At 65.4% G+C, this 22,256-nt stretch carries 20 protein-coding genes; 11 read left to right on the forward strand and 9 right to left on the reverse strand.

The genetic code is table 11. The features are described 5' to 3' along the window. The first annotated feature begins 37 nt into the window (after window positions 1–37). A complete protein-coding gene (gene mhpA, locus H7J86_RS06520) occupies window positions 38–1,360 on the forward strand; it encodes a bifunctional 3-(3-hydroxy-phenyl)propionate/3-hydroxycinnamic acid hydroxylase MhpA (RefSeq protein ID WP_372517239.1) in 1,323 nt (440 codons plus the stop codon). After that, complete coding sequence (locus H7J86_RS06525) at window positions 1,357–2,523, forward strand: cytochrome P450 (protein ID WP_267289996.1); 1,167 nt, start codon at window positions 1,357–1,359, stop codon at window positions 2,521–2,523. The genes mhpA and H7J86_RS06525 overlap by 4 nt, the downstream gene beginning before the upstream one ends. On the opposite strand, the gene H7J86_RS06530 is transcribed toward H7J86_RS06525, so the two are convergent. Continuing rightward, window positions 2,520–3,419 (reverse strand): LmeA family phospholipid-binding protein, encoded by a 900-nt coding sequence (locus H7J86_RS06530; RefSeq protein WP_267289998.1) that lies wholly within the window; start codon window positions 3,417–3,419, stop codon window positions 2,520–2,522. The genes H7J86_RS06525 and H7J86_RS06530 overlap by 4 nt on opposite strands. A gap of 48 nt (window positions 3,420–3,467) precedes the next feature. Here H7J86_RS06530 and H7J86_RS06535 point away from each other — a divergent pair, with 48 nt between their 5' ends. After that, window positions 3,468–5,219 carry a sulfatase-like hydrolase/transferase gene (locus H7J86_RS06535; protein WP_267290000.1) on the forward strand — a complete coding sequence of 584 codons (1,752 nt, stop codon included), beginning with the start codon at window positions 3,468–3,470 and terminating at the stop codon, window positions 5,217–5,219. 26 nt (window positions 5,220–5,245) lie between these two features. Here H7J86_RS06535 and H7J86_RS06540 read toward each other — a convergent pair whose 3' ends face one another. Continuing rightward, window positions 5,246–5,914 carry a YceI family protein gene (locus H7J86_RS06540; RefSeq protein ID WP_267290002.1) on the reverse strand — a complete coding sequence of 223 codons (669 nt, stop codon included), beginning with the start codon at window positions 5,912–5,914 and terminating at the stop codon, window positions 5,246–5,248. A gap of 111 nt (window positions 5,915–6,025) precedes the next feature. On the opposite strand from H7J86_RS06540, the gene H7J86_RS06545 reads away from it, so the two are divergent. From H7J86_RS06545 to H7J86_RS06555, 3 genes are all read left to right on the forward strand, one after another. Next, complete coding sequence (locus H7J86_RS06545) at window positions 6,026–7,633, forward strand: peptide chain release factor 3 (RefSeq protein ID WP_267290004.1); 1,608 nt, start codon at window positions 6,026–6,028, stop codon at window positions 7,631–7,633. Window positions 7,634–8,129: 496 nt separating this feature from the next. Next, entirely contained in the window at window positions 8,130–9,341 is a 1,212-nt protein-coding gene (locus H7J86_RS33360) for an amidase domain-containing protein (protein WP_267290006.1), read from the forward strand. Window positions 9,342–9,346: 5 nt separating this feature from the next. Further along, window positions 9,347–9,853 carry a hypothetical protein gene (locus tag H7J86_RS06555; RefSeq protein WP_267290008.1) on the forward strand — a complete coding sequence of 169 codons (507 nt, stop codon included), beginning with the start codon at window positions 9,347–9,349 and terminating at the stop codon, window positions 9,851–9,853. A gap of 51 nt (window positions 9,854–9,904) precedes the next feature. On the opposite strand, the gene H7J86_RS06560 is transcribed toward H7J86_RS06555, so the two are convergent. The 3 genes from H7J86_RS06560 to H7J86_RS06570 form a co-directional block, all read right to left on the reverse strand. Further along, complete coding sequence (locus tag H7J86_RS06560; protein WP_139169877.1) at window positions 9,905–10,243, reverse strand: hypothetical protein; 339 nt, start codon at window positions 10,241–10,243, stop codon at window positions 9,905–9,907. A 290-nt stretch (window positions 10,244–10,533) separates the two neighbouring features. Continuing rightward, the gene (locus H7J86_RS06565; RefSeq protein WP_267290010.1) at window positions 10,534–11,349 is read right to left on the reverse strand and encodes an SDR family oxidoreductase; all 816 of its coding nucleotides are present in this window, start codon (window positions 11,347–11,349) and stop codon (window positions 10,534–10,536) included. Further along, window positions 11,346–12,257 (reverse strand): haloalkane dehalogenase, encoded by a 912-nt coding sequence (locus tag H7J86_RS06570; protein ID WP_267290012.1) that lies wholly within the window; start codon window positions 12,255–12,257, stop codon window positions 11,346–11,348. Before H7J86_RS06570 ends, H7J86_RS06565 begins: the two co-directional genes overlap by 4 nt. A gap of 96 nt (window positions 12,258–12,353) precedes the next feature. On the opposite strand from H7J86_RS06570, the gene H7J86_RS06575 reads away from it, so the two are divergent. The 5 genes from H7J86_RS06575 to H7J86_RS06595 all read left to right on the forward strand — a co-directional run bounded on the left by H7J86_RS06575 (window position 12,354) and on the right by H7J86_RS06595 (window position 16,413). Continuing rightward, entirely contained in the window at window positions 12,354–12,659 is a 306-nt protein-coding gene (locus H7J86_RS06575; RefSeq protein WP_187098759.1) for a WXG100 family type VII secretion target, read from the forward strand. Window positions 12,660–12,662: 3 nt separating this feature from the next. Then, window positions 12,663–14,219 carry a DUF4185 domain-containing protein gene (locus H7J86_RS06580; RefSeq protein WP_267290014.1) on the forward strand — a complete coding sequence of 519 codons (1,557 nt, stop codon included), beginning with the start codon at window positions 12,663–12,665 and terminating at the stop codon, window positions 14,217–14,219. 44 nt (window positions 14,220–14,263) lie between these two features. Then, window positions 14,264–14,794 carry a hypothetical protein gene (locus H7J86_RS06585; RefSeq protein WP_267290016.1) on the forward strand — a complete coding sequence of 177 codons (531 nt, stop codon included), beginning with the start codon at window positions 14,264–14,266 and terminating at the stop codon, window positions 14,792–14,794. A 19-nt stretch (window positions 14,795–14,813) separates the two neighbouring features. Further along, a complete protein-coding gene (locus H7J86_RS06590; protein ID WP_267290018.1) occupies window positions 14,814–15,320 on the forward strand; it encodes a hypothetical protein in 507 nt (168 codons plus the stop codon). A gap of 136 nt (window positions 15,321–15,456) precedes the next feature. Continuing rightward, a complete protein-coding gene (locus H7J86_RS06595; protein ID WP_267290020.1) occupies window positions 15,457–16,413 on the forward strand; it encodes a DMT family transporter in 957 nt (318 codons plus the stop codon). Window positions 16,414–16,416: 3 nt separating this feature from the next. On the opposite strand, the gene H7J86_RS06600 is transcribed toward H7J86_RS06595, so the two are convergent. The 4 genes from H7J86_RS06600 to H7J86_RS06615 form a co-directional block, all read right to left on the reverse strand. Beyond that, complete coding sequence (locus H7J86_RS06600) at window positions 16,417–17,472, reverse strand: DUF7159 family protein (RefSeq protein ID WP_267290022.1); 1,056 nt, start codon at window positions 17,470–17,472, stop codon at window positions 16,417–16,419. A gap of 232 nt (window positions 17,473–17,704) precedes the next feature. After that, entirely contained in the window at window positions 17,705–18,562 is an 858-nt protein-coding gene (locus H7J86_RS06605) for an NAD(P)-dependent oxidoreductase (protein WP_090355294.1), read from the reverse strand. A 47-nt stretch (window positions 18,563–18,609) separates the two neighbouring features. After that, complete coding sequence (locus tag H7J86_RS06610) at window positions 18,610–18,897, reverse strand: ANTAR domain-containing protein (RefSeq protein WP_267290024.1); 288 nt, start codon at window positions 18,895–18,897, stop codon at window positions 18,610–18,612. 249 nt (window positions 18,898–19,146) lie between these two features. Further along, a complete protein-coding gene (locus H7J86_RS06615; RefSeq protein ID WP_267290026.1) occupies window positions 19,147–22,245 on the reverse strand; it encodes a DEAD/DEAH box helicase in 3,099 nt (1,032 codons plus the stop codon). Between the last annotated feature and the right edge of the window lie 11 nt (window positions 22,246–22,256).

A 22,256-nucleotide genomic window follows, 5' to 3' on the forward strand; every position in this document is an offset into this window, starting at 1 on the left:
CGTCTCGGTGGCCGTCATCGGCGCCGGGCCCACCGGAATGACCGTCGCCACCCTGCTGGCCCAGTACGGGATCGAGACCCTGGTGCTGGAGCGCTGGCCCGACGTCTACCCGCAGCCCCGCGCCGTACACCTCGATGACGAGGTGTACCGGATCGTGGACCGGCTGGGTGTGGCCGGCGAATTCGCCAAGATCTCCCGGCCCGCCCTCGGGTTGCAACTGGTCGACGAGCAGCTGAATGTGATGGCCCGGTTCCACCGCGGGCCCGGGCGCTGCGGCTTCCCGCAGGCCAACATGTTCGACCAGCCCGAGCTGGAGACACTCCTGCGGGACAACGCATCCCGGTACTCACAGATTCATCTGCGCGCGGGGGTCGAGGTCACCGGCGTCGAGCCCGGCCGGATCACCCTGGCCGACGGTGCGGTGATCGAGTGTGACTACATCCTGGGCTGCGATGGCGCGAACAGCCTGGTGCGCCGCAGCATCGGTGTCGCCATGAAGGACCTCGGCTTCGACCAGCGGTGGCTGGTGGTCGATATCGCCACCACCGCCGATCTTCGCCAGTGGGATGGGGTGTACCAGGTGTGCAGCACCCGCCGGGCCGCCACGTATATGCGTATCGGCGATGCCCGCTACCGCTGGGAATTCCAGCTGCTGCCGGGCGAATCCGCCTCGGACTACGGCACTCTGGAGGCACTGCGCCCGCTGCTGGCACCCTGGACCGAGGAACCCGACCTGGAGTTGGTCCGGGTCACCGAGTACACCTTCCGCGCCCTGCTCGCGCAGCGCTGGCGGCACGGCAACACGTTTCTGCTCGGCGACGCCGCACATCTCACCCCGCCGTTCATCGGCCAGGGTATGGGCGCCGGGATGCGCGATGCGATGAATCTGGCCTGGAAACTGGCCGGCGTGCTGCGCGGCGAGCTGCCGCCCGAGGTCCTGGACACCTACGAACGCGAACGCAAACCGCACGCTCGGGCCATGATCCGGCTGGCCCTGATGGTGGGCCGGGCGATGACCAGCGGCGGCCGGCTCGGTGATCTGCTGCGCCGCGTCGTCGTACCGCGATTGCACCTGATCCCCGGGTTGCGCACCAAGATGGTCGACTCGACCACGCCGGCACTGAAGGTGCGCGACGGCCGAGTCAGCCGCAGCCGGCTCACCGGCCGGCTGTACCCGGGCGCGCCGTGGGGCAACGGATTCGCCGTGGTGTCCGCGCGTCCGCTCTCCGACGCCGAACAGGCGCACGCCGACGCGTGCGGCGCCACCGTACAGATCGTGTCCGGCGCCACCGCGGACTGGCTGCGAGGCCAGACCCTGCTCGTGCGACCGGATTTCACCGTGGCCAGGAGGATCTCATGACCGCCACCTATGCCGCCGACCTGTACAGCACCGATGCCATCCTCGACCCGCACCCGCATTATGAGAAGCTGCGCCGGCTCGGGCCGGTGGTGTGGCTGGACCGGCACAAGTGCTTCGCCTTGCCGCGCTACCCGGAATGCAAGGCCACCCTGCGTGACGACGAGCAGTTCCTGTCCCGCGAAGGTGTGTCCCTGAATACCTTGTCCAACAAGCTGTCCCATGGGACCACGCTGGCCAGCGACGGCGACGAGCACGCTGACCGACGCAAACTCGTCGCGCACCGACTGCTGCCCCGCGCCCTGCGCGCCATCGGCGACACCGTCGAGAAACAGGCCAACACGGTGGTCGAAGAGGCGGTGCGCCGCCGGGACGTCGACGGCGTGGAGTTGGCGTCCGCGCTGCCGCTGGCCATCGTCCCCGATCTGGTCGGCTGGCCGCGGGATCAGCGTGAGCACCTGATCGAATGGGGCGGGGCCACTTTCGACATCCTCGGACCGCTCAATTGGCAAGCGGTCAAAGCGATGCCGCGGGCGCTGCAGATGCTGCGGTTCGCCCGCCGGGTGGTACGGCAGCGCAATGTCCTGCCCGGCAGCATCGTCGACGAACTGCTGACCGCGGCCGACGCCGGCGTGCTGGACCACAGTGCGTGCCCGGCATTGATGATCGACTACATCGCCCCGTCACTGGACACCACCATCAGCGCGATCTCGAATGCGCTGTACCTGCTGGGCACGCACCCCGAACAGTGGCGCCTGCTCAAGGACGACCCGGATCTGATTCCGGCCGCGGTCAACGAGATCGTCCGCTACGAGTCACCGCTGCGGGCGTTCGCCCGTCGGGTCCGCCAGGACGGCGAGATCGCCGGCACCACCTTGCCGTCCGGGTCCCGGGTGCTGGTGCTCTACGCCTCGGCCAATCGCGACGAGGACGCCTGGGACGACCCGGCGACGTTCGACATCCGCCGCGACGCCGGGCGGCACGTCGGTTTCGGCAATGGCGCACACGCCTGCGCCGGTCAGGGCCTGGCCCGGCTGGAGACGGTCGCCATCCTGCGCGCGCTGGTCCAACACGTGGATCGCATCGAGGTGACGGGCCGGCCGGTGTGGGCTGTCAACAACATCATTCGCAGACACAGTCACCTGCCCATCAGGCTCGTCGCCTAGAGATCGGCGAAGCAGGAATTGCTCGTGCCGGACGGGATCGTCGCGTTCCGGCTGGAGAACTTGCCGACCACACCGGTGCTCGTCACCTGCACGCTGTCGGCCTTGATGCCGAGCGGGTAGTTGTCGTTGAGCTTGGTGGTCAGATCGTTGAGCGCGGTCTGGACGGTGTCCTTGGCGAACGGGCCGGTGACGTCGGTGACGTTCAGGCTCAGCTTGCCGTCGGTCACCACGGGTTGAGCGGTGACCGTCGTGCCGCCGGCGGCCTCCATGATCAGCGTGCCCGCGCCGGTGTCGGTGTGTACGCCGGTGACCAGGCTGCCGACCACCGGCAGGTTCTGCGCCACCGTGTCCTTTATGCCGTTCGATGTCCAGGACAAGGTCGCGTCCAGGGATCCGATCGTCCCCTTCGAGTCGGCGGAGTCCTTCAGCGCGATCTTGCTGAGGGTGACGTCGGCGGTCATCCCCTTGGCTTCCTGCACCCGATTGCCGTCGGTGGCCACCGAGATGTTGGTGTAGTCACCGGACAGGTACTGCCACAGGAACGGCGGGCTCACCGAGAAGGAGACATTCGCGCCGTCCTGCACCAGGCAGTCGGTGATGCTCGACAGCAGGGCGGCCGCTTTGTACCGGGCGTACAGTTCGGCGCCGGCGAGGCTGCCGACCACAAGGGCGACCACGATGACGGCGACCAGGACGATCGTCTGGGTGTTGCGTTTCCTCGGCGGTGCGGGCGGCGGGGCTTGCTGGGGCAGGGCGATCTTCTCGGTGGCCAGTTCGGGCCGGACGCGGAGCTGCTCTGTCGGTGGCTCCGGGCGCGGAATCCGCTGGGTCGGCACCTCCGGTCGGGGCGGACGCGGTATCCGCCGAGTAGCCGGGTCGGGCGGCGGTGTCGACATGCGGCGATTCTCCCCCACCATGCTGGGCGCACGGTGTGAGATTCACATATGGACCCAGACATCGTCATCCTGATGACCGACGAGGAACGCGCCGCGCCGCCCTATGAACCCGAGGCGCTGCGGCAGTGGCGGCAGACCACCCTGGCCGGGTGGCGTTGGTTCGACGAGCACGGCGTGCGCTTCACCCGGCACTACACCGGGTCGCTGGCGTGTGTGCCGAGCAGGCCCACGCTGTTCACCGGGCAGTACCCCGATCTGCACGGGGTCACCCAGACCGACGGTATCGGCAAACGGTATGACGATTCGCGGTTGCGCTGGCTGCGCCCTGGTGAGGTGCCGACCCTGGGCAACTGGTTCCGCGCCGCCGGATACGACACCCACTACGACGGCAAATGGCATATCTCCCATGCCGATCTGACCGACCCGAAGACCGGAAAGCCGTTGGCCACCAACGATGCCAAAGGTGTCGTCGACCCGGCGGCCGTGCAGAAGTACCTCGATGCCGACCCGTTGGCGCCCTACGGCTTCTCCGGCTGGGTCGGCCCCGAGCCGCACGGGGCGTTGATGGGCAACAGCGGTTTTCGGCGTGACCCGCTGTTCGCCGACCGGATCGTGGCGTGGCTGAAGGACCGCTATGCCCGTCGACGCGCGGGCGATGCGGAGGCGTTGAAGCCGTTCCTGCTGGTGGCCAGTTTCGTCAATCCGCATGACATCGTGCTGTTTCCGGCGTGGGCCCGACGCTCCCCCTTGGCCCCCTCACCGCTGGATCCGCCGCCGGTGCCGCCCGCCCCGACCGCGGAGGAGGATCTTCGGTCCAAGCCCGCGGCCCAGGCCGCGTTCCGTGAGGCGTACTACTCCGGATACGGCCCGGCCGGGGCGATCGAACGGACCTACCGGCGCAAGGCGCAGGAGTACCGCGACCTGTACTACCGGCTGCACGCGGAGGTGGACGGGCCGCTGGAGCGGGTGCGCCGCGCCGTCACCGAGGGTTCGACGGACGCGGTGTTGGTGCGGACCTCCGATCACGGGGATCTGCTCGGCGCGCACGGCGGGCTGCACCAGAAGTGGTTCAACCTGTACGACGAGGCCACCCGGGTGCCGTTCGTCATCGCGCGCATCGGTGCCGGAGCCACCTCGGCACGCACCGTCGACGCGCCCACCTCGCACGTGGATCTGGTGCCGACGCTGCTGGGCGCGGCCGGCGTCGACGTGGCCGGGACCGCCGCGGTGTTGGCCGAGACGTTCAGCGAGGTGCATCCGCTGCCGGGGCAGAACTTGATGCCGGTGGTGGACGGCGCCCCCGCCGATGCGGACCGACCGGTGTATCTGATGACCCGCGACAACGTCCTCGAAGGCGACACCGGGGCATCGGGGGTGGCACGGATGTTCGGGGTCGCCTCGAATCCCCCGGCACCGCTACGCATCAGGGTGCCCGCAGATGTCGCGGGGAATTTCGAGGGGCTCGTCCAGAGATACGACGGGCGGTTGTGGAAGTTGGTGCGCTGCTTCGACGATCCGGGCGTCTGGACCGAGCCCGGGGTGCGGCAGCTGGCGTTCAGCGGGCGCGGCGGCGACCGGTACCGCAACGATGTGCTCGATGACCAGTGGGAGCTCTACGACCTGACCGGCGATCCGATCGAGGCCGTCAACCGCTGGGCCGATCCCACGCTCGATGACGTACGCCGGTTCCTGCGCACCCAGCTCAAGCAGGTGCGGGCGGCGTCGGTGCCCGAGCGGCACCGGCCGTGGCCGTATGCGGATCGGCACACACCGGCCAAGCGGGGCTGGTTGCGGTTCTGACGCTCCAGCGCACCGGGCCGATCGTGTCAGTTCTTGGCCAGACGCACCAAGAACTCGATGGTGGCCTCCGGCTGGATCTCCAGCACCCCGCCGAGGAGCTTGGGTGGGTGCACGTCGTAGTCGGCGAACCTGATCGGGATGCTTCCGGCGACATCGACGCGGTCACCGTTGCGCTGGATGCTCGTGTGCGCGGATTCCGGCCGGGTGACGCCGTGCAGGGTGACGGTCAGGGGGATCTCCACGTCCGCCGCCTTCCCGGTGTCGGGCACCGACGTGAGGTCGACGGGTGTGGTGACCTTCACCTCGGCGGTCGGGAACTTCCCGGCGTCCATGACGTCGGTGCCGCGGAACTTCTCGTCGCGGCCGCGGTGCGTGGACTGCAGCGATGCCGAATCGACGACGAAATCGGCTGACACCAAGCGGGATTCGGCGACCTTGGCGTCGCCGGTGACCTTATCGGTTCGGCCATTGACGTCGATCGGCTGGTACAGCAACTTCTGCCGGGCGCGGTAGCCGGCCTGCGAGTCCGGTTGCACCGTCCAGGACCCGTCGACCCCGGTGGTGGCCGGCTGAGCTCCCGTGGGAAGCGTCAGAGCAGGTTCCGGTGATCCTTCGACAAAGGTCCGGAACCCCCATGGCAATGCGGCCACCGCGATGAGCACCAGCACTACCAGGACCAGCCAACGCTTCTTCACGGGCATCATCGTCGCAGAAGGGCACGGTATGCACGGCCGTACTGTGGTACATGCCCCAACTTCGGCTAGATTTCAGGTTTGCCCACCTGGGCAAATACCATCAGGGGTGATATGACCGAGAACGCCCTGGATACCCGTACCGCCGGCCGCGTCACCGCCGAGGCGGAGCGCCGCCGTACCTTCGCCGTGATCAGCCACCCCGACGCCGGTAAGTCGACGCTGACCGAGGCGCTGGCGCTGCATGCCCGGGTGATCAACGAGGCCGGCGCCATCCACGGCAAGGCGGGCCGCAAGTCGACCGTGTCGGACTGGATGGAGATGGAGAAGGCCCGTGGCATCTCCATCACCTCGACTGCGCTGCAGTTCCCGTACCGCGACTGCGTGATCAACCTGCTGGACACCCCTGGTCACGCGGACTTCTCCGAGGACACCTACCGGGTGCTCACGGCGGTGGATGCCGCGGTGATGCTCATCGATGCGGCCAAAGGTCTTGAGCCGCAGACACTGAAGCTGTTCCAGGTGTGTAAGCACCGGGGTATCCCGATCATCACCGTGATCAACAAGTGGGACCGGCCCGGTCGGCACGCCCTGGAGCTGATGGACGAGATCCACGAGCGCATCGGGTTGCGGACAACCCCGCTGACCTGGCCGGTCGGTATCGCCGGTGATTTCAAGGGTGTGATGGACCGCCGGGCGAACAAGTTCATCCGGTTCACCCGGACCGCCGGTGGTGCCACCGCGGCCCCGGAGGAACACATCGCGGCGACCGACGCTCACGCCGCGGCCGGTGATGACTGGGACACTGCCGTGGAGGAGTCCGAGCTGCTGTCGATGGACGGCTCAGACTATGACCGGGACACGTTCCTGTCCGGCGAGTCCTCGCCGGTGCTGTTCACCTCGGCGGCGCTGAACTTCGGCGTGAACCAGCTGTTGGACGTACTGGTGGAGCTGGCGCCCCCGCCCGGCGCGATCGTGGATGTCGCCGGTGAGCCGCGCCCGGTGAGTTCTCCGTTCAGCGCGTTCGTGTTCAAGGTGCAGGCCGGGATGGACTCCTCGCACCGCGACCGGATCGCGTATGCGCGGGTGTGCTCGGGCACGTTCGAGCGTGGTGATGTGTTGACCCACGCCGGGACCGGCAAACCGTTCGTCACGAAGTACGCGCAGTCGGTGTTTGGGCAGCAGCGTTCGACACTGGACGACGCGTGGCCCGGCGACGTGATCGGGTTGGCCAACGCGGCAGCACTGCGTCCCGGTGACACGCTGTATCGCGATGTGCCCGTGCAGTTTCCACCGATCCCGAGCTTCTCCCCCGAGTACTTCTCGGTGGTCCGCGGCAAGGATCCGAGCAAGCACAAGCAGTTCCGCAAGGGCATCGAACAGCTCGACCAGGAGGGCGTGGTGCAGGTGCTGCGCTCGGATAAGCGCGGCGAGCAGGCCCCGGTGTTCGCGGCCGTCGGGCCCATGCAGTTCGAGGTGGCCGCGCACCGGATGGAGACTGAGATCGGTGCGGCGATCACTCTGGAGTCGCTGCCGTATCAAGTGGCGCGGATCGTGGATCCCGAGGACGCGGAGTTCATGAGCAAGCAGGTGTCCTCGGAAGTGCTGACCCGTTCGGACGGCGTGTTGCTGGTGCTGTTCTCCACCAAGTGGCGACTGGAGGGGTTCCAGCGGGACAACCCGTCGGTGAAGTTGCGGTCGTTGGTGGCGGCCGAGGGGTAAGAAGCTCTGTCGTCCTGGCCCTGCAGTCACACATGCCTCACCAGTCAATGTGAGGGGTCAGATACTCGAGTCCAGAAAGCGATATCGCTCTCGAGAGCGAGTACGCCAACCCGGCGCGGCACGCAGCGTAAGCGAAATGCCGACTACGGCAGGATCGCCAACCCTCGATAATGAGTTGATATCGTTCGACATCTATCTGCAACCGAGGGGGCGAAGTGGCAGATGAATTCGAGGCGGACGCGGCCGGGCTGCGGGCGGGTGCTACCACCAGTGCAGCTTTGGCGGGGGCTCTCACCAGCGGCGACGTCACTCCGGGACATAGCGGGGGCCAACGAAGCCACGCAGGCGCTGATGCAGTGGACGCAGCCGTGGCCTCGACGCGCGCCACTCAATCGCGTCGCATAAGCCAACAATCGGGCTTCCTGGCTGTCGGGGCCGACCGCTACGAAAGCACCGACGCCAGCCAGGCGGAACACGTCGCGGAATCGATGTGACAGTGGCTACGCCCGCCTCAGCCATCACTTCGACGCGGCTGACGCGGTCACAGATCGAGAACTGGGACATAACGCACCTCGACAATGCAGCTACCCGCTGGCGCACCCAAGCCGACGAATCCGAGCGTGCCTTCGAGCAGCACCGTCAGACCATATCGGCTCCCGGTGGCACCACGTGGTTCGGAGATGCCAAGGACTCCGCGTTGCATCGCGTAGCAGGCGACCTGAAGGTCGTCGAACGTCAGGCCCAGATTCAGCGGGTCTGTGCAGACATAGCCGTCAACGGCTCCCATGATTTGCATAGCGCTCAACGAAAAGCATTAGAAGCCATCACAGAAGCCGAAGCCGACGGCTATCACGTACAGGAGGACTTGTCTGTACGTGATACCCGCGACGTGCCTCTCTCAGAGATCATGCAGCGCCGACGCGATGGCCTTGAACATTCCGAGTACATCCGGTGGAACGCCGAACAACTTGCAGCAGCCGACGCACATATCGGGGCACAGCTGACGACCAAGGCCAACGAGCTGGCGGGTATCACGTTTACCGGAAACGGTGACGACGACTCCGTGCAAATGCTCGATGATCACAAGCACACAGATCGGGAGCTTTCAGAGGCTCGGAGGCGCGCCATTGCCTATGCAGACGAGTGGGCCGGAAATGAAAACGATCCGCACAAGCACAACCCCGACTACGCGAACTTTGGGGATGGTGGCGGCGACTGCACCAACTTTGCGTCGCAGGTGATGCGAGCCGGCGGATTCCAAGACGTCGGCGACGGCATTGACGACTGGCACCGCGGCGACGCCGACGACTGGTACTACAACAATGGCTTGCATGTGCCCGGTAACGACCGGTCCAATACATGGTCTGTCGCTCAAGCCAATCGCGACTTCATCACACAGCAGTCGAATCGCGGACAGATCGTTGGAACTGCCCCCATGCCTTCGAGTAGTTCCCTCGATCCGTTGGCCCCGTCGAAAGCCGGTTTGGTCCCAGGCGACCTCATCTATTACCGCGACACGAACGGAAACATCAACCACACAGCGGTCTATGTGGGACAAAGCATGCAGAACGGCGTTCTCACAGACGTTGTGGACCAGCATGCCAATGGCGACAACAACTTCCGCAACGACTGGATGCCGGACGGAACTGACTTCATCGGAGGGTCCTCCAGCGCGGAGTTCGTGCACCTTACCTATCCCGGAGAATGACAAGAATGCGTACATCAACGGCACGCCGAACCACGATCGTTGCCGCTCTTGCTGTTGTCGTTGTGGCCGCCGCGGCGGGGTTCGCGTTGTATCTCTCGACCAGGAACGACAGCACGAACACGATGAAGGACTATCCACCGCAGCGCCAGCAGCAGGCAGCCGAGTCGATCGTCACGGGTCTCAATACGGGCAACCCGAAGAATGTACCGCTACTCCGGAACACCAGCGCTGTGCCTGATGCCGACGTCGACAATGCACAAATCAACGCGAACATCACCGCTGCGATGCCGCCTGTGGGATGCCGCTACACCCTGGCCTCCGTTACCGACCGTGGCGATCAAGGCGTGCAGAAGCTGCCCTGGTTCAGCCCACACGAGACGCGAAGATTCGATATGACCGTCCACCAGATCTGCGCCGGGCGGCCTGACGTCGAGCGCACGATCGGCGTGCTGGCCATCCCTTCCGGTATGGGCGGATACTGGGCCGAGGCGTCACTGGTAGTCAACCCGTAGCGTTCTGCCGCCCGCCACGCGGCGAGCGGCAGAACAGGGAGCAGGCTCAGATCACCAGCACGGGATCGGGTGGAACAGATTCCACAGCGGGCCACCACATCTCATGTGGAAATCCGCCGGCGGCGCCCATCCGCCGGGGTTGTTCCAGTCGCCCGGGGGCTCCCAGCCCTCCGGCGGCCGCCAGCCCGGTGCCGGGTATCCGTCGTTCCAACCGGCCCATTCGGGGTGATGCCAGTCAGCCGGTCCGGGTCCACGGTTCCAGCCCGGGCCGTTGTTCCAGCCTGGTCCATGCGGACCCCAGCCAGGGTCGGCATTGGCCACACCAGCACCGACACCCATCGCGAGCGCGCCGGTAATCCCCACTGTGGAAATGACTTTCGCAAACTTCATGTCGATGATTCCTTTCAGACCTGACGTCGTGGGAACCGCGGCTACTGGGATCGCAACCGCGTGGGACCCGTACCGGTAGTCCCGATCCGGCGGAGGACGTCTGAAAGTTAGTTTTGCTATCGACCTTAAGTAGAGGCTATGCGTACGGTCAGGATTGCTTGTACAAGTGATAACCAGAGGTCGCAGTGCTGTCACGAAAAGCCATCTGCCAGCTGGCAATTCGCTGGAGGATCGCGATGACCTGGGGTAACCAGTCGCTCACCGTACCCAGCGCTCGTTCAGCTGACGGATCAGTCTTCCGGCGCGGGCTTGTCCAGGGTCCGCGTCTCGTAGTCGCGACGCTGTTCGGGATGTCCGAGAACGACCTGATTGGGCACGAGCAACCGCTGCAGGGCGCCACGCAGCCGGGGCGGTGTCACAGCCATTGCCAGTGCCGCCAGACCGGCCTTGCGCGGCAGAAACAATTCCGGCTGCCGCCCGTCGACGAGTGCGAGGACCCCGGCGGCGACCTGCTCGGGTGTCAGGAGCGCGACCTTGCCGCTGGAGGTGCCGGCCGCAAGCTCGGTGGCCACCACGGTCGGCATCAACACACTGACGTCGACACCGCTGCCCCGCAGTTCCTCCCGTACCGCGGTGCAGTAGCCGTAGACCGCGTGCTTGGTCGCCGCGTAGGTGGCCTCCCCCGCCGGTGCGAGCTTGCTGGCCGCCGACGCCACCACGACGACGTGTCCCGATCCGCGTTGGCGCATCGCCGGTGTCGCCAGCTTGAAACCGGTGATGACACCTTCGAGGTTGACGGCGATCTGGCGTCGCATCGCGGCCTCGGGTTCCTGGTCGAACGGGCCGACCCACATCACCCCAGCATTGGCGACCAGTACATCCAGTGCGCCAAGGCGGTTCTCGATGTCATCGAGGAACCGTTGGTAGGACGCGGCGTCGGTGACGTCGAGCTGCACGCCGATCGCGCCGGGCAGCTCATCGGCCAAGGCCTTGGCCGCGGTGGCGTCGATATCGCCGATGGCCACCCGGTCGCCGCGCGCGGCCAAGGCTCGGGCGGTGGCAGCGCCGATGCCGCGACCGCCACCGGTGACGGCGACAACCCTCATTGCGGAGTGCGCTGGATGAACGAGACCACTACCGCCGCGAGCTCGGCGCCCTTGTCCTCCTGCAGGAAGTGACCGCCGTCGACGATGGTGACGGGTTCGTGGTTCTTGGCTCCGGGGATGTGCGCGGCGAGTACCCGGTCGCCGCCCTGGGTGATCGGATCGGAATCGGAGAACGCACACAGGAAGGGTTTCTCGAAGCGCCCCAAGGACTCCCACGCGGCACGGTTGGCGGGGGTGGCCGGGTCGTCCGGGCTGGTCGGCACCAGCGTCGGGAACTGCCGAGCGCCTTCCTTGAACGTCTCGTCGGGGAACGGTGCGTTGTAGGCGGCGATGACGTCGTCGGGCAACGAGGTGGTGCAGCCGCCGTTGACGATGGCGCCCGCGTCGAACACCGGTGTCTGCTGGCTGAACTGCTGCCAAGCCAGGAAGGCCTTACCCGGCGGACGGTCGCCGGTCGGCAGGAAGGTGTTGGCCGCGACCACGCGGCTGAACAGCTCAGGGTGCTCCCCGACCAGGCGCAATCCGATCAGTCCGCCCCAGTCCTGGCACACCAGAGTGATATCGGCCAGGCCGATCGCGGCAATCGCGTCGCGTACCCAGTCGACGTGGGCCTGATAGGTGTAGTCGGTGCGATGCGCGGGCTTGTCGCTGCGCCCGAAGCCGACCAGGTCGATCGCGACGGCGCGCAGCCCCGCGCTCACCAGGACCGGCACCATATGCCGATAGAGGTAGGACCAGCTGGGTTCGCCGTGCAGCAGCAGGACCACGGGTGAGTCGGGTGCGCCCTCGTCGATGTAGTGCACCCGTATCGGCGTCCCGTCGGCGCTGCTGACCTCGACGTAACGCGGCTCGAAGTTGTAGCCGGGCAGGTTGGCGAAACGCTCGTCTGGGGTGCGCAGGATCTCCATCGGTCGACGGTACCGCCCGGTTTTCGCGTCCTGGGCCGGTTCGGCGCGAGCTTAGAATCGAGAAACGTCCGCGTTGTGGTCGAGGGGGTAGTTCTCATGGGGAAGTCGTTGCGGGTCGATCCGGCCCAGTTGCAGGTGACTGCGGAGTCGTTGAGTAGCCACGCCGAGTCGTTCACGACGGCGCACACGCAGGCGCAGTCGCGCGCAGGTTCGGTGGCGCTCGGAGCCGGCAAGGCCGCCGCGGCGCTGCCGGCGATGCTCAGTGAATGGCAGACCTCGGCCAGCCAGTTCGCGGCTCATCACGTCAAGCACGCGGACGGGCACCGGGCGGCGGCCGCGGCGTACACAAAGACCGATGATGGCGCTGCCGACGAGATCGAGGCCGCCGGGCGCGACCTGTAGCTCGTGGCCCTCACCCTGCAGGAGCTGTTGAACTGGCCGCCCGAGATCGGCGACCTGGGTAAGGCCGCACATGACGTGGCGACCAATCACGCCGACTCCGCCGATTTCCTGCGGTCGACGATGCAGGCGGCGGATTGGGACGGCGAGTCCGGCGACACCGCGCGCCAAGCGGTGTTCTCGACCGCCGGTGATCACGACAAACAGGCCGAACGGATCAAGGCGGCCGCGACCCTGATCGACACCGCGCATCAGGACGCCGACACGCTGGCCAACAAGGTCAAGGACATCCTCAATTACGCGGCCGAGGCGCCGGCGGTGCAGGTGGACCTCTCGACCAACAAGGTCAGCCTGCCGGCCAGCTACGAATACCTGGACGCCGAGACAAAGACAAAGGTCGCGGAGAAGGTCGCTGAGCTCAGAGCTCAGATTGCCGACGCCGTCATCGAGGGCGACCGGATCGACGACGAGTTGGCGAAGGCGATAGCGAAGGCGTCGGGGTTACCGGAGCCGGCACCCACTGCGACGTCACTCGAAGACCTCATGCTGGGGCCGCCCGGCGGCCCATTGAGGCCGGGCGAAGCTCGCAATCACGGACCGGTCGCCGGAACCGGCAGCGACCCCGGCATCCCGGGCATCGGAGCCGCAGATCTCGGTGAAGTCGTCACCCTGCCCGATGGAAAGCAGGTGGCGATCTTTGGCGACGCATTCGAAGGTGATCACGTCGGCGCGGATCCGCACTATCGGTCCGTGGCAGTGCCGGTGTCGTTCGACTCGGAGGGGCACCCGCATTACGGACCGCCGTTGACTGGGCCGAAGGGCAGTCCGAATGAGCTATTCGCGATTCCGGACTACGCGTTGGGCGCAGATGACACCCTCCCTGGCGGAACAGTCAAGGTGGGCGACGACACGTACATGATGGTCGTCGGCACCAAGAACAATCTCGAGCAGACCGGCTCCTGGCTGGTGAAAGTCAACGGTGACTTCTCCAAGCCGTTGCAGCCAGTTCCTGAATCCTGGGCCCCTGCCTCGGGCGAAGGCGCCAGACCAACCCAGATCAGCGGTTTTCAGAGCAGTCAGGACGGCAAGGTATACATCGTTGCCGACTCGTTCGACCGCAGTTCAGGCGTCACGATGTACCAGGTTGACCCGAGTCAGGGCGGCAGCATCGAAGACCGCGGCAGTTGGAAACCGTGGACGGGTGCCAGTTTCGGGTCTGGGAGTGATTCGCCCGTGTTTCTCACAGACCCGAACGTGACTTATGGAGAGCTGAGCTTCCAAGAAGTCGAAGGGAAACCCGTGCTCTCAGGATTCAACGGGTCCAGCGGAAACGTCGAAGTTCTTGTCGCCAACGACCCGACTCAGATCATGCAAGGCATTCCAACAACTGTCGTCGATTCACGCCAAGTGCCTCAGCCGTATGGCGGCTTCATCATGCCTGGATCGACGTTGGGCAACATGAACATCCTCGCCAGCCAGTGGAACAGCGACCCGCGGGTTCCAAATCCGGGCTCGGTCTACAACTCGCAGGAGATCACTGTCAATGTGAACCGGCCAAAGTAACGGATCCTCACGAGACAGCGACCTAAACTAAGAATGGAGGTCAGATGGATAGCAAGTCGCTACGCAACTTCGTCGCAGCGGCCCTGGTCGGGGTAGGTGTCGTCACGATGCAACAGCCGGTGGCCTATGCAGATCCGCCTCAATTTCCTGACATCGACTCCTATTCGCCGGTCAACACGCAGGATTACACTGTCGCACTGCCGAACCCGGGGCGCGCCCCCACTCAAAAGGTCTACTTCGCCACGCCCGACGGAATCTTTTGCGCATTCGCCCCATCAGCTGTGGGGATCACAGGATCTGCAGGCTGTTCTTCAACCCGACTTCCAGGACTGGCGCCAATGGGGCCATACACTTCCATCGGCACCACCAATGGGCCGAGAGCGACTAACTCGAGCCCTTTTGTCGACGGGTCGATCCAAGGCCAGAAACTCGCGACACTTCCGCCGTTTCACTCGATAAGTGTGGACGGCATGATCTGCGGCGTCGACGACAAGGGAACGACCGCTTGCAAGGATCCGCAAGGACGTGGCTTCCTCATCTCGCCGTCATGGACGGGCTGGCTGCCAAAGATCTAGCAGCATGACGATCCGCTCTATGTCTGTACTGGCCGCGGCAGCACTGCTCGTTGGAGCGCATTCTCCCAATGCACATGCCGACACACCGAGGTTCCCTGATCTCAGCCGCTACACACCGGTCGACTTCGCCGAGTACGCCATCGACACGTCGACACCGGGATTCACGGCCAGCACCATTGCTTTCCTCACACCGGACGGCATTTCCTGTGACTTCATGATCGAGCAAGCCCAATGCACAGGGAACAACTTTCCGAGTGTGCCACCAGTCAAGACGGATCCCGCCCGAGGACTCAATGGCGCCAACTGGATTGGCACACTGACAAAATTGAAGAAGACAGGTAATCCGGTCGCCGTGAACGGCACGCTTCGAGGCCAGCCAATCAAGGTGCTCCCGCCGTTTCACTCGATCACCTTCAACAGCATGACCTGCGGCGTGGATGATGCTCGCACCACCGCCTGCAAAGACTCGCAGGGTCGCGGCTTCATCCTGTCCCCCGCCTGGTCCGGTTGGCTGCCGAAAGTCTGACGGCACCAAACATGCTTCAGGCGCGATCTCGACGCCCGATCCAGCCCCGTCCCGCCGGGCAGTAGTCTTTGCGTGCGCAAGATCAGCCCGTACAACGACGTCGGCTCGATGCGACACGTGCAACGGGAAGGCAGCGGTGGGGCAGGATCTCGAGCACTCAGCTCGGCGTGGCTGGGTCGCCGGTGCGGCGTCGGCGCTCGCGTACGGTTCGATGCCGGTCGCGGCCGTGTTCGCCTACAACGTCGGCGCCAGTCCCGCGGTGCTCCTCACCATCCGCGGCATCCTCGGTACGGCCGTCATCGCCGCGCTGTGGCTGCTGAGCGGCCGGGCCCGGCGACTGCCGTGGCGACCGGTGCTGTGCATGCTCGCGTTCTGCGGTCCACTGTTCGGGGCTCAGGTGCTCGCGTTCTTCATGGCCGTCGAACGCGGCGGTGCGCAGATACCGGTCATCGTGGTGAACGTCTGCCCGCTCATGGTGATCGCCCTGGTGTGGCTGCGCGACCGGTCACCGGTACCCAAGTTGTTGATCCTGCTGGCCTGTGTGGCGATCTCTGGGTTGGTGATGGTCGGTGGTGCCGGATCGGGCGCGGTGTCCGTTGCGGCGGTGGTCCTCACCCTGCTCAGTGCGGCGGGCTATGCCGGGTATCTCGTGCTGAGCGAGCGGTGGGTGCGCCAGGTCGGCACCGTGGCCACTGCCGCCTTGGTGACGATCGGCTCGACGGTGACCACCGGACTCTTCGCCGTCGTCTCCGGCGAGCATTTCTCCGTGCCGGCGGGCGTATGGACGGTGGCCGCCATCCAGGGTGTGGTGTTGATGCCCATCGGCACCGGTGGCGCCCTCTTTGCCGTCCGCATGCTGGGCTCGGTGCCCCTGAGCCTGCTCGGCGCGCTCGAACCCGTCATCGGGATCACCTTGGCAGCAACACTTTTGGGCGAGCGCCTGGACCCAGTCCAGTGGATCGGCGTGGCGGTCATCTTGATCGCCTGTGGTGCCGTGCCCTTCGTCGCCGGCCGGAGCAAGGAGCCGAGCGCCGCCGCGCAGCATCCGTTGAACGGGCTCGGCGCTGGCGAGTCTCCGCTCCCGGAGACCTGAGGCCTAGCGGAACCTGCCGATGATCGGGATCTTGTCCAGAATCCGGTCACGCAGCCGGGGTGGCTGCGGCGGCGGGGCTGCCGGTGGCGGCAGGTAGGCCGGGGGCAGCACGGGTGCGACGTTGGCCGGCGCGGCGGGTTCCGGAGCGGGCGGCGGTGCGGCGGGGGCCGGTGCCGGCGCCTGCGGGGCGGGCACGTTCATGAGGGCGAAAGGCTTGCGGGCCATGGCCCGGACGGCGTCCACGCTTGGTGGCGGAGGTGCCGGACGGGCGAGGGGTGCCGAAGCGGCGACCGGCTCGGGTGCTGTCTCGCTCACCTGCGGCAACCCATGCGAGGCAAGCACCACTGACACCGACGTCACGAACGCCACGCTCGCCACACCCAGTGCCGAGGCCAGCAGCTGAACCCGGGAGAACCGCGGCTTGGCGGGCTCAGTCGCGGGCTGGCTGGCCAGCAATGCCGACGCCAGCGCCGCGCCACGCGTCATCGCGAAGTCCGCTTCGGTGGCGGTGACGACGGGACGGTCGGTCTCCTCCTGCAGCGCTTCGACGAGTTCCTCAGAGTCTTCCGAGCCAAGGACGAACACGGCGTCCGGGCTGGGGCGCGCACTGCGCACCACCGCGCACACCCGCTCGATCAGAGTGGCGGCATCCATGCGGTCGATCTGTTCCACCGCCACGTGATAACCGTCGACGGTCGCGACCACCGCCGCATCCGGTTCGACGATGCACACGACCAGGAAGTCATGCCCGGTCATCTCGGCGATGCCGCGGGCGAGGGCTTCGGTGGCTTCGACTTCCCGGACGGCCACCACGGGTGCTCCCCCGCCGTAGACATCGAGCGCCTCGCGCACCTTGATCGCGTCCGACTCGGCGTCCGGCGTCCAGGTCAGCCCGACGGCGGCGAGCTCCTCATCGGCGGGCAGTGTGGCCAGGTAGTCCTGGATGCCTGCGGCGTCGAGCACCGCCCGGTCCAGGTGGTCTCCCTCACCGGTAGCGCCGTCAACCAGCTCGCCGCGTATATCCCTCGTCGTCACCGAAAGGCCCAGTACGAGGCTCATGGACTTCCCCCTGATCCGTCGACTTCAGGGATGAGGTTACCCATTTGTGACCGACCACCACGCACCTGCTCAGGGCTGGGACTGCGTGATGAGCACCGCGACATGGCGAGCACCCGCATCAAAAGTGGGTGGCTGCCCTGGTCAGTTTGGGCGAGTTGCGCCAGGTAGACGTCGGTTTCCAGCCCAGAACACGCCCCGTCCAGTCGCCACCCGAGAGAGTCTGCGCCCGGATTCAGAATCCGAAATAGACCGCGGCCATGTCCTCGCCGCCGTGGCCGGCTTCGCTGGCGGCGTCGAACGCGGCGCGGACCCCGTCCACCAAGGCTGTCGACAGCCCCGCTGCCGCGATCGCGTCACGGATCAGTCCGGTGTCCTTGCGGACACCGTCGACACTGAACTGCGGCGCAAAGGACGAATCGATGATCGCCTTGCCCTTCACCTGCAGGTATGGCGAGCCCGCGGCGGACCCATCGAAGGCTTCCAAGATGAGTCGCTGATCCAAGCCCAAGCTCTTGGCCAGGGCGAATGACTGGCCAATGGCGGCGGCCAGGGCGCTGATCCAGGCGTTGCAGACGAGCTTGAGCTGAGACCCCAAGCCCGGCTCGTCACCTACCCAGATCGTCTTGCTCCCCATGGCGTCGAACGCCGGCTGCACCCGTTCACGCAGTCCGGGGTCACCGGAGGCCAGCATCACGAGGTTGCCTTGCTCGGCAGGCACTTTGGTGCCCAGCACCGGACAATCCAGGAACGCGACACCGTGCTGGGCGGCCAGGGCCGCGGTCTGCGCGGCGGCATCAGTACCGACGGTCGCGCACTGGACGAACACCGCGTCCGGCTCCAAAGCAGACAGCACCGTGGTCATCACCTCAAGCGTCGCTGCCGCATCGAAGAGCATCGCCACCACAACGTTGGCACCTCTGACGGCATCGGCCGGATCTGCAGCCACGTCCGCACCGGCGACGGCCAGCGGCCGCGCCCGCTCGGGCGTGCGGTTCCAGACCGCCACCTCGATTCCCTCACGCAGTAACGACTGCGCCATGCCGGCGCCCATGGCACCCGTACCCAGAACCGCGACTCTCATGGCGTTCATTCTGCCCGGGAGCCGACGGACCGCTACGTGGGGTGCGGCGCCGTTGCTCAGGCTGCCGCTGCGGAGGGGCTGAAGAGCGAGGCCCACTCCTGTTGCGCCGCAATATGTGCCGGGCCGGGCGTCTCGTCCGCGGGCCGGCAGGCCGCCATATCCACCAAGGCCAACGCGATCGTCGACAGCGGCACACCGTGGCGGTGCGCAGCATCGCGCAGTTCGTCCATCGCGGATTGCGGAGTGCATCGGCGAAGTGCCATCAACACCCCCTCGGCCGCCGCGAGCAATCGCTGCTTGTCTGATCCGACGACCGATCCGGGTCCGGCTGCTCCACCAAACATCGTCACAACTCCTTCAGGTCTTTCGAACGAGAGTGCCGTTCTGCGTCCGCACGATCGGCAGGTGCACTTCCGGCGAAAGGCGGATACCCCGAACAGGAGGGGTTTAGTCCTGTTTCGGGCCGGGCGGTGTGTGCCGTCCGGCACAGTTGTGCCAATAATTGCCGCTGGCACTACTCAGACAAAATGAAGGAAACCCTCAACGGAGAAATCACCCTGCGACCGCGCTAACCGACCCGTCTCGATCTCCCATCAAGCCACCGCCGCGCGGGCCCCTAGATATACCTCCGCTGGCATCGCCCGATGCAGCTTCCACGTGATCGCCATCGGCCGCTCCCCTTCGTGCGACACGTAGTCCGCTGGGCCGAGGAAAATATACGGCGCAGCGCCGAGCGCATTCGTCTTGGCTTCGCGGACGAACAGCAGCACGTGCGATCCTCGCTCGCGGTGGCGGATATAGCGCTGTCCAGTGGGTGACGCTGCGGAAGTGAGCGACTGTGACTCCCAGTGGAACAGCTCCGGGCTCAGCGCAAAGTCACGGTACATAGTGGTCGGTGAGTAGTCGGTGTCCGACTTCTTCAGCGTGATCAGGAAGGCGTCGGCGTTCGTCTCCTCGCACCATGCGACGCCCTCGCGCATAGTGGCCGGCGTCCGCTTCTCCGATGTCCATCCGAGCCCCGCGAGGATCTCTTCACGCGAGTACGTCGCATGCACCGCAAGTGGAACATCGCGCAGGTCGGCCAGCAAGTCGCCCAACGCGGTTGTACTTCGGTGTGCCGCATCGAAGGCGATATCGACCACCTGCATCATTTCGTCGGCAACCGCCTCTTCACGCAAGACGTCGAGCCCAGCTGCCGTGCCATCGAAACCTCCGCCGTTGGGGTACAAACCGAAGAACAGCATCCGCGCCAACCGCTTGTCCACATCGCTTCGCCCTATGTCGCTGCCGGCCAACAACGCGCGGTAAGCGTCTGCTCGTTGCCGGTCATCGACGTGTGCTAGAGCTTTGACCCGCCTCACCAAGTCCCCCTCGCGCGGTCCCGGCTCCGCGCCTAGCTTTCCCGCGTCACGACAGAGCGTCGTCCACGACCGATCAGTGCGCAGGATGTCCTCCACACCGCGCCCCGATCTCTCCAAATACGACGCCAGCCGGTCGTCTGGGTGCGATCGAACCTCAGAGATCAGAGTCGCCTTCTTCGGCGACACCTGCTGGCGCACGTTCTCCAACACCAGGTCGCGCGTGACTTCGTCGAGCACGATCTGACTTCCGGACGGCAGGAACGCGAATCCGTCCTTTACTTGCTTTTCCAGCTGCTTGCGTCCCAGCCCGGTCAAAGCCCGGAAGCGTTGGTCGAACCGGAACTCGCGACGCTGATGGCCCACAAAGTCCAGCGCCGTCAGCACCGGCTTGTCTTTGGTCAGCCGCAGCCCGCGTCCAAGCTGTTGGAGAAAGACGGTGGCACTCTCGGTGGGTCGAAGGAACAGCACCGTGTCGACCTGCGGGATGTCGAGGCCTTCATTGAATAGATCAACGGCGAAGAGCGCATTGATCTCACAGTTTCGCAACGCAGCCAAAGCAGAATGCCGTTCAAATGTTGACGTTTCTGCCGACACCGCGCGCGCCGGGACACCCGCGGCGTTGAACTTCTCGGCCATGTAGTGCGCGTGCTCGACGCTGACGCAGAATCCGAGCGCACGCATACCACCAACGTCAACGACCTTGTCGCGCAGCTGATCAAGCACGATGCGTGCGCGGGCGTCATTACCTGTGTACACATTGCTCAGCTCGGCCAGGTCGTAACGACCACGCGTCCACTGCAGTGTTTCCAAATCAGTACCGTCGTGGATGCCGAAGTAGTGAAACGGGCATAACAGGTTCTGTTCTAAGGCATCCCACAATCGCAGCTCCGCGGCAACCCGTCCGCCGAAGAATTCACGGACATCGACACCATCCGCTCGCTCCGGAGTGGCGGTAAGACCAAGAAGCTCCACCGGAGCGACATGGTCAAGCAACCGCCGGTACGACACCGCCTGTGCATGGTGGAACTCGTCAACTACCACCACATCGAAGTGACCGCGGTCGATCTGTGAAAGCTTTTCGGCAGTAAGTGATTGGATGCTGGCGAAGACGTGTCGCCAACGGGTGGGTTGGTCTCCGTCGACCAGCAGTTCACCGAATACGGGATCAGTGAGGACCTCCTGGTACATGCGCCGCGCCTGTGTGAGGATCTCTTTTCGGTGCGCAACGAAGAGCAACTTCATATCTCGCCTATGCACGTCGAGGACGAGTCGGCGGTAGTCAAGCGCGGCGATCACAGTCTTGCCAGTGCCGGTCGCGGCGACGATCAGGTTACGGTGCCGATCATGCAGCACGCGCTCCGCGTCGAGCTGTTCGAGCAGCTCCTGCTGGTAGGGCTTGGCCGTGACTTCCAGACCTGACAAGGTAACCGCGAGAGGGTCGCGTTCCTTCTTGCCGGACGCGATCTCTAACGCGTTCCGCAGCCTTGGACCATCCTCATTCGGACGGTAAGGCTCGAATTCGCGGTTCTGCCAGTAAGAGTCGAACGTGTTCCGGAACTTATCCAAGGGGCCAGGAGTAGCGATGGCGGACAATCGGACATTCCATTCCAGGCCGTCGACGAGAGCAGCGTGGGACAGGTTGGACGATCCGACATACGCGGTATGAAAGCCAGTGTTTCGATGCAGTAACCACGCCTTGGCGTGAAGCCTCGTCATGTTGATGTCGTAGTTGACGCGTACTTCGGCGCCAAACTCGTTGACCAACGCATCGAGTGCCCGAGCATCCGTCGCGCCGAGGTAGGTGGACGTGATGACCCGTACCGGAGTGCCTCGCTGCTTCAACTCGCGTAGCTCGCTTTCGAGAAGCCGAAGTCCTTGCCATTTCACAAAGGCGCACAGGAGATCCACTTGATCGGCACTGACAAGCTCAGCTCGTAGCTCAGCAGCCAACGTTGGCTCGCCGCGAGCATTCGTCATGAGATCGACGTCGGACAGAGGTGTTGCGGGCCGAGGGAGTAGCCGCGCACCGAGAGCTTTCGTGCCGACGGCATCCAACCGCCGAATCTTGCCCGCGTCGTCATCGTGCAACGCTTCTTGAAGATCATCGGGATCACCGAGAACGCCCAAGATGTTGCGCAGAAGTTGAGAGCGCGCCTCCGCGTTTCCGGCCACCTTTAACCGCCGCTCGATGAGTGGGGTGAGATGGCGCGCAATCGTCAGTGCCTGCTCGGCATCGTCGACGACGCTGATCTCAGCCTTCAGGTCTGGCGATGCGACTAGTGCAGAGTTAAGTCGTTCCGTTAGCAACGATTCGTACAGTCCGGCGTCCACGCCCGGAGGTT

Origin of the sequence: Mycobacterium hackensackense, assembly GCF_025822555.1 — a bacterium.
In the GTDB taxonomy this organism is placed as follows: Bacteria; Actinomycetota; Actinomycetes; order Mycobacteriales; family Mycobacteriaceae; genus Mycobacterium; species Mycobacterium fluoranthenivorans.

Excerpts from the sequence above, each read along its gene's own strand:
- mhpA (WP_372517239.1), top strand. The coding sequence starts at position 38 with ATGACCGTCGCCACCCTGCTGGCCCAGTACGGGATCGAGACCCTGGTG.
- H7J86_RS06525 (WP_267289996.1), top strand. The coding sequence starts at position 1,357 with ATGACCGCCACCTATGCCGCCGACCTGTACAGCACCGATGCCATCCTC.
- H7J86_RS06530 (WP_267289998.1), bottom strand. The coding sequence starts at position 3,419 with ATGTCGACACCGCCGCCCGACCCGGCTACTCGGCGGATACCGCGTCCG.
- H7J86_RS06535 (WP_267290000.1), top strand. The coding sequence starts at position 3,468 with ATGGACCCAGACATCGTCATCCTGATGACCGACGAGGAACGCGCCGCG.
- H7J86_RS06545 (WP_267290004.1), top strand. The coding sequence starts at position 6,026 with ATGACCGAGAACGCCCTGGATACCCGTACCGCCGGCCGCGTCACCGCC.
- H7J86_RS06555 (WP_267290008.1), top strand. The coding sequence starts at position 9,347 with ATGCGTACATCAACGGCACGCCGAACCACGATCGTTGCCGCTCTTGCT.
- H7J86_RS06560 (WP_139169877.1), bottom strand. The coding sequence starts at position 10,243 with ATGAAGTTTGCGAAAGTCATTTCCACAGTGGGGATTACCGGCGCGCTC.
- H7J86_RS06565 (WP_267290010.1), bottom strand. The coding sequence starts at position 11,349 with ATGAGGGTTGTCGCCGTCACCGGTGGCGGTCGCGGCATCGGCGCTGCC.
- H7J86_RS06570 (WP_267290012.1), bottom strand. The coding sequence starts at position 12,257 with ATGGAGATCCTGCGCACCCCAGACGAGCGTTTCGCCAACCTGCCCGGC.
- H7J86_RS06575 (WP_187098759.1), top strand. The coding sequence starts at position 12,354 with ATGGGGAAGTCGTTGCGGGTCGATCCGGCCCAGTTGCAGGTGACTGCG.
- H7J86_RS06585 (WP_267290016.1), top strand. The coding sequence starts at position 14,264 with ATGGATAGCAAGTCGCTACGCAACTTCGTCGCAGCGGCCCTGGTCGGG.
- H7J86_RS06590 (WP_267290018.1), top strand. The coding sequence starts at position 14,814 with ATGTCTGTACTGGCCGCGGCAGCACTGCTCGTTGGAGCGCATTCTCCC.
- H7J86_RS06600 (WP_267290022.1), bottom strand. The coding sequence starts at position 17,472 with ATGAGCCTCGTACTGGGCCTTTCGGTGACGACGAGGGATATACGCGGC.
- H7J86_RS06605 (WP_090355294.1), bottom strand. The coding sequence starts at position 18,562 with ATGAACGCCATGAGAGTCGCGGTTCTGGGTACGGGTGCCATGGGCGCC.
- H7J86_RS06610 (WP_267290024.1), bottom strand. The coding sequence starts at position 18,897 with ATGTTTGGTGGAGCAGCCGGACCCGGATCGGTCGTCGGATCAGACAAG.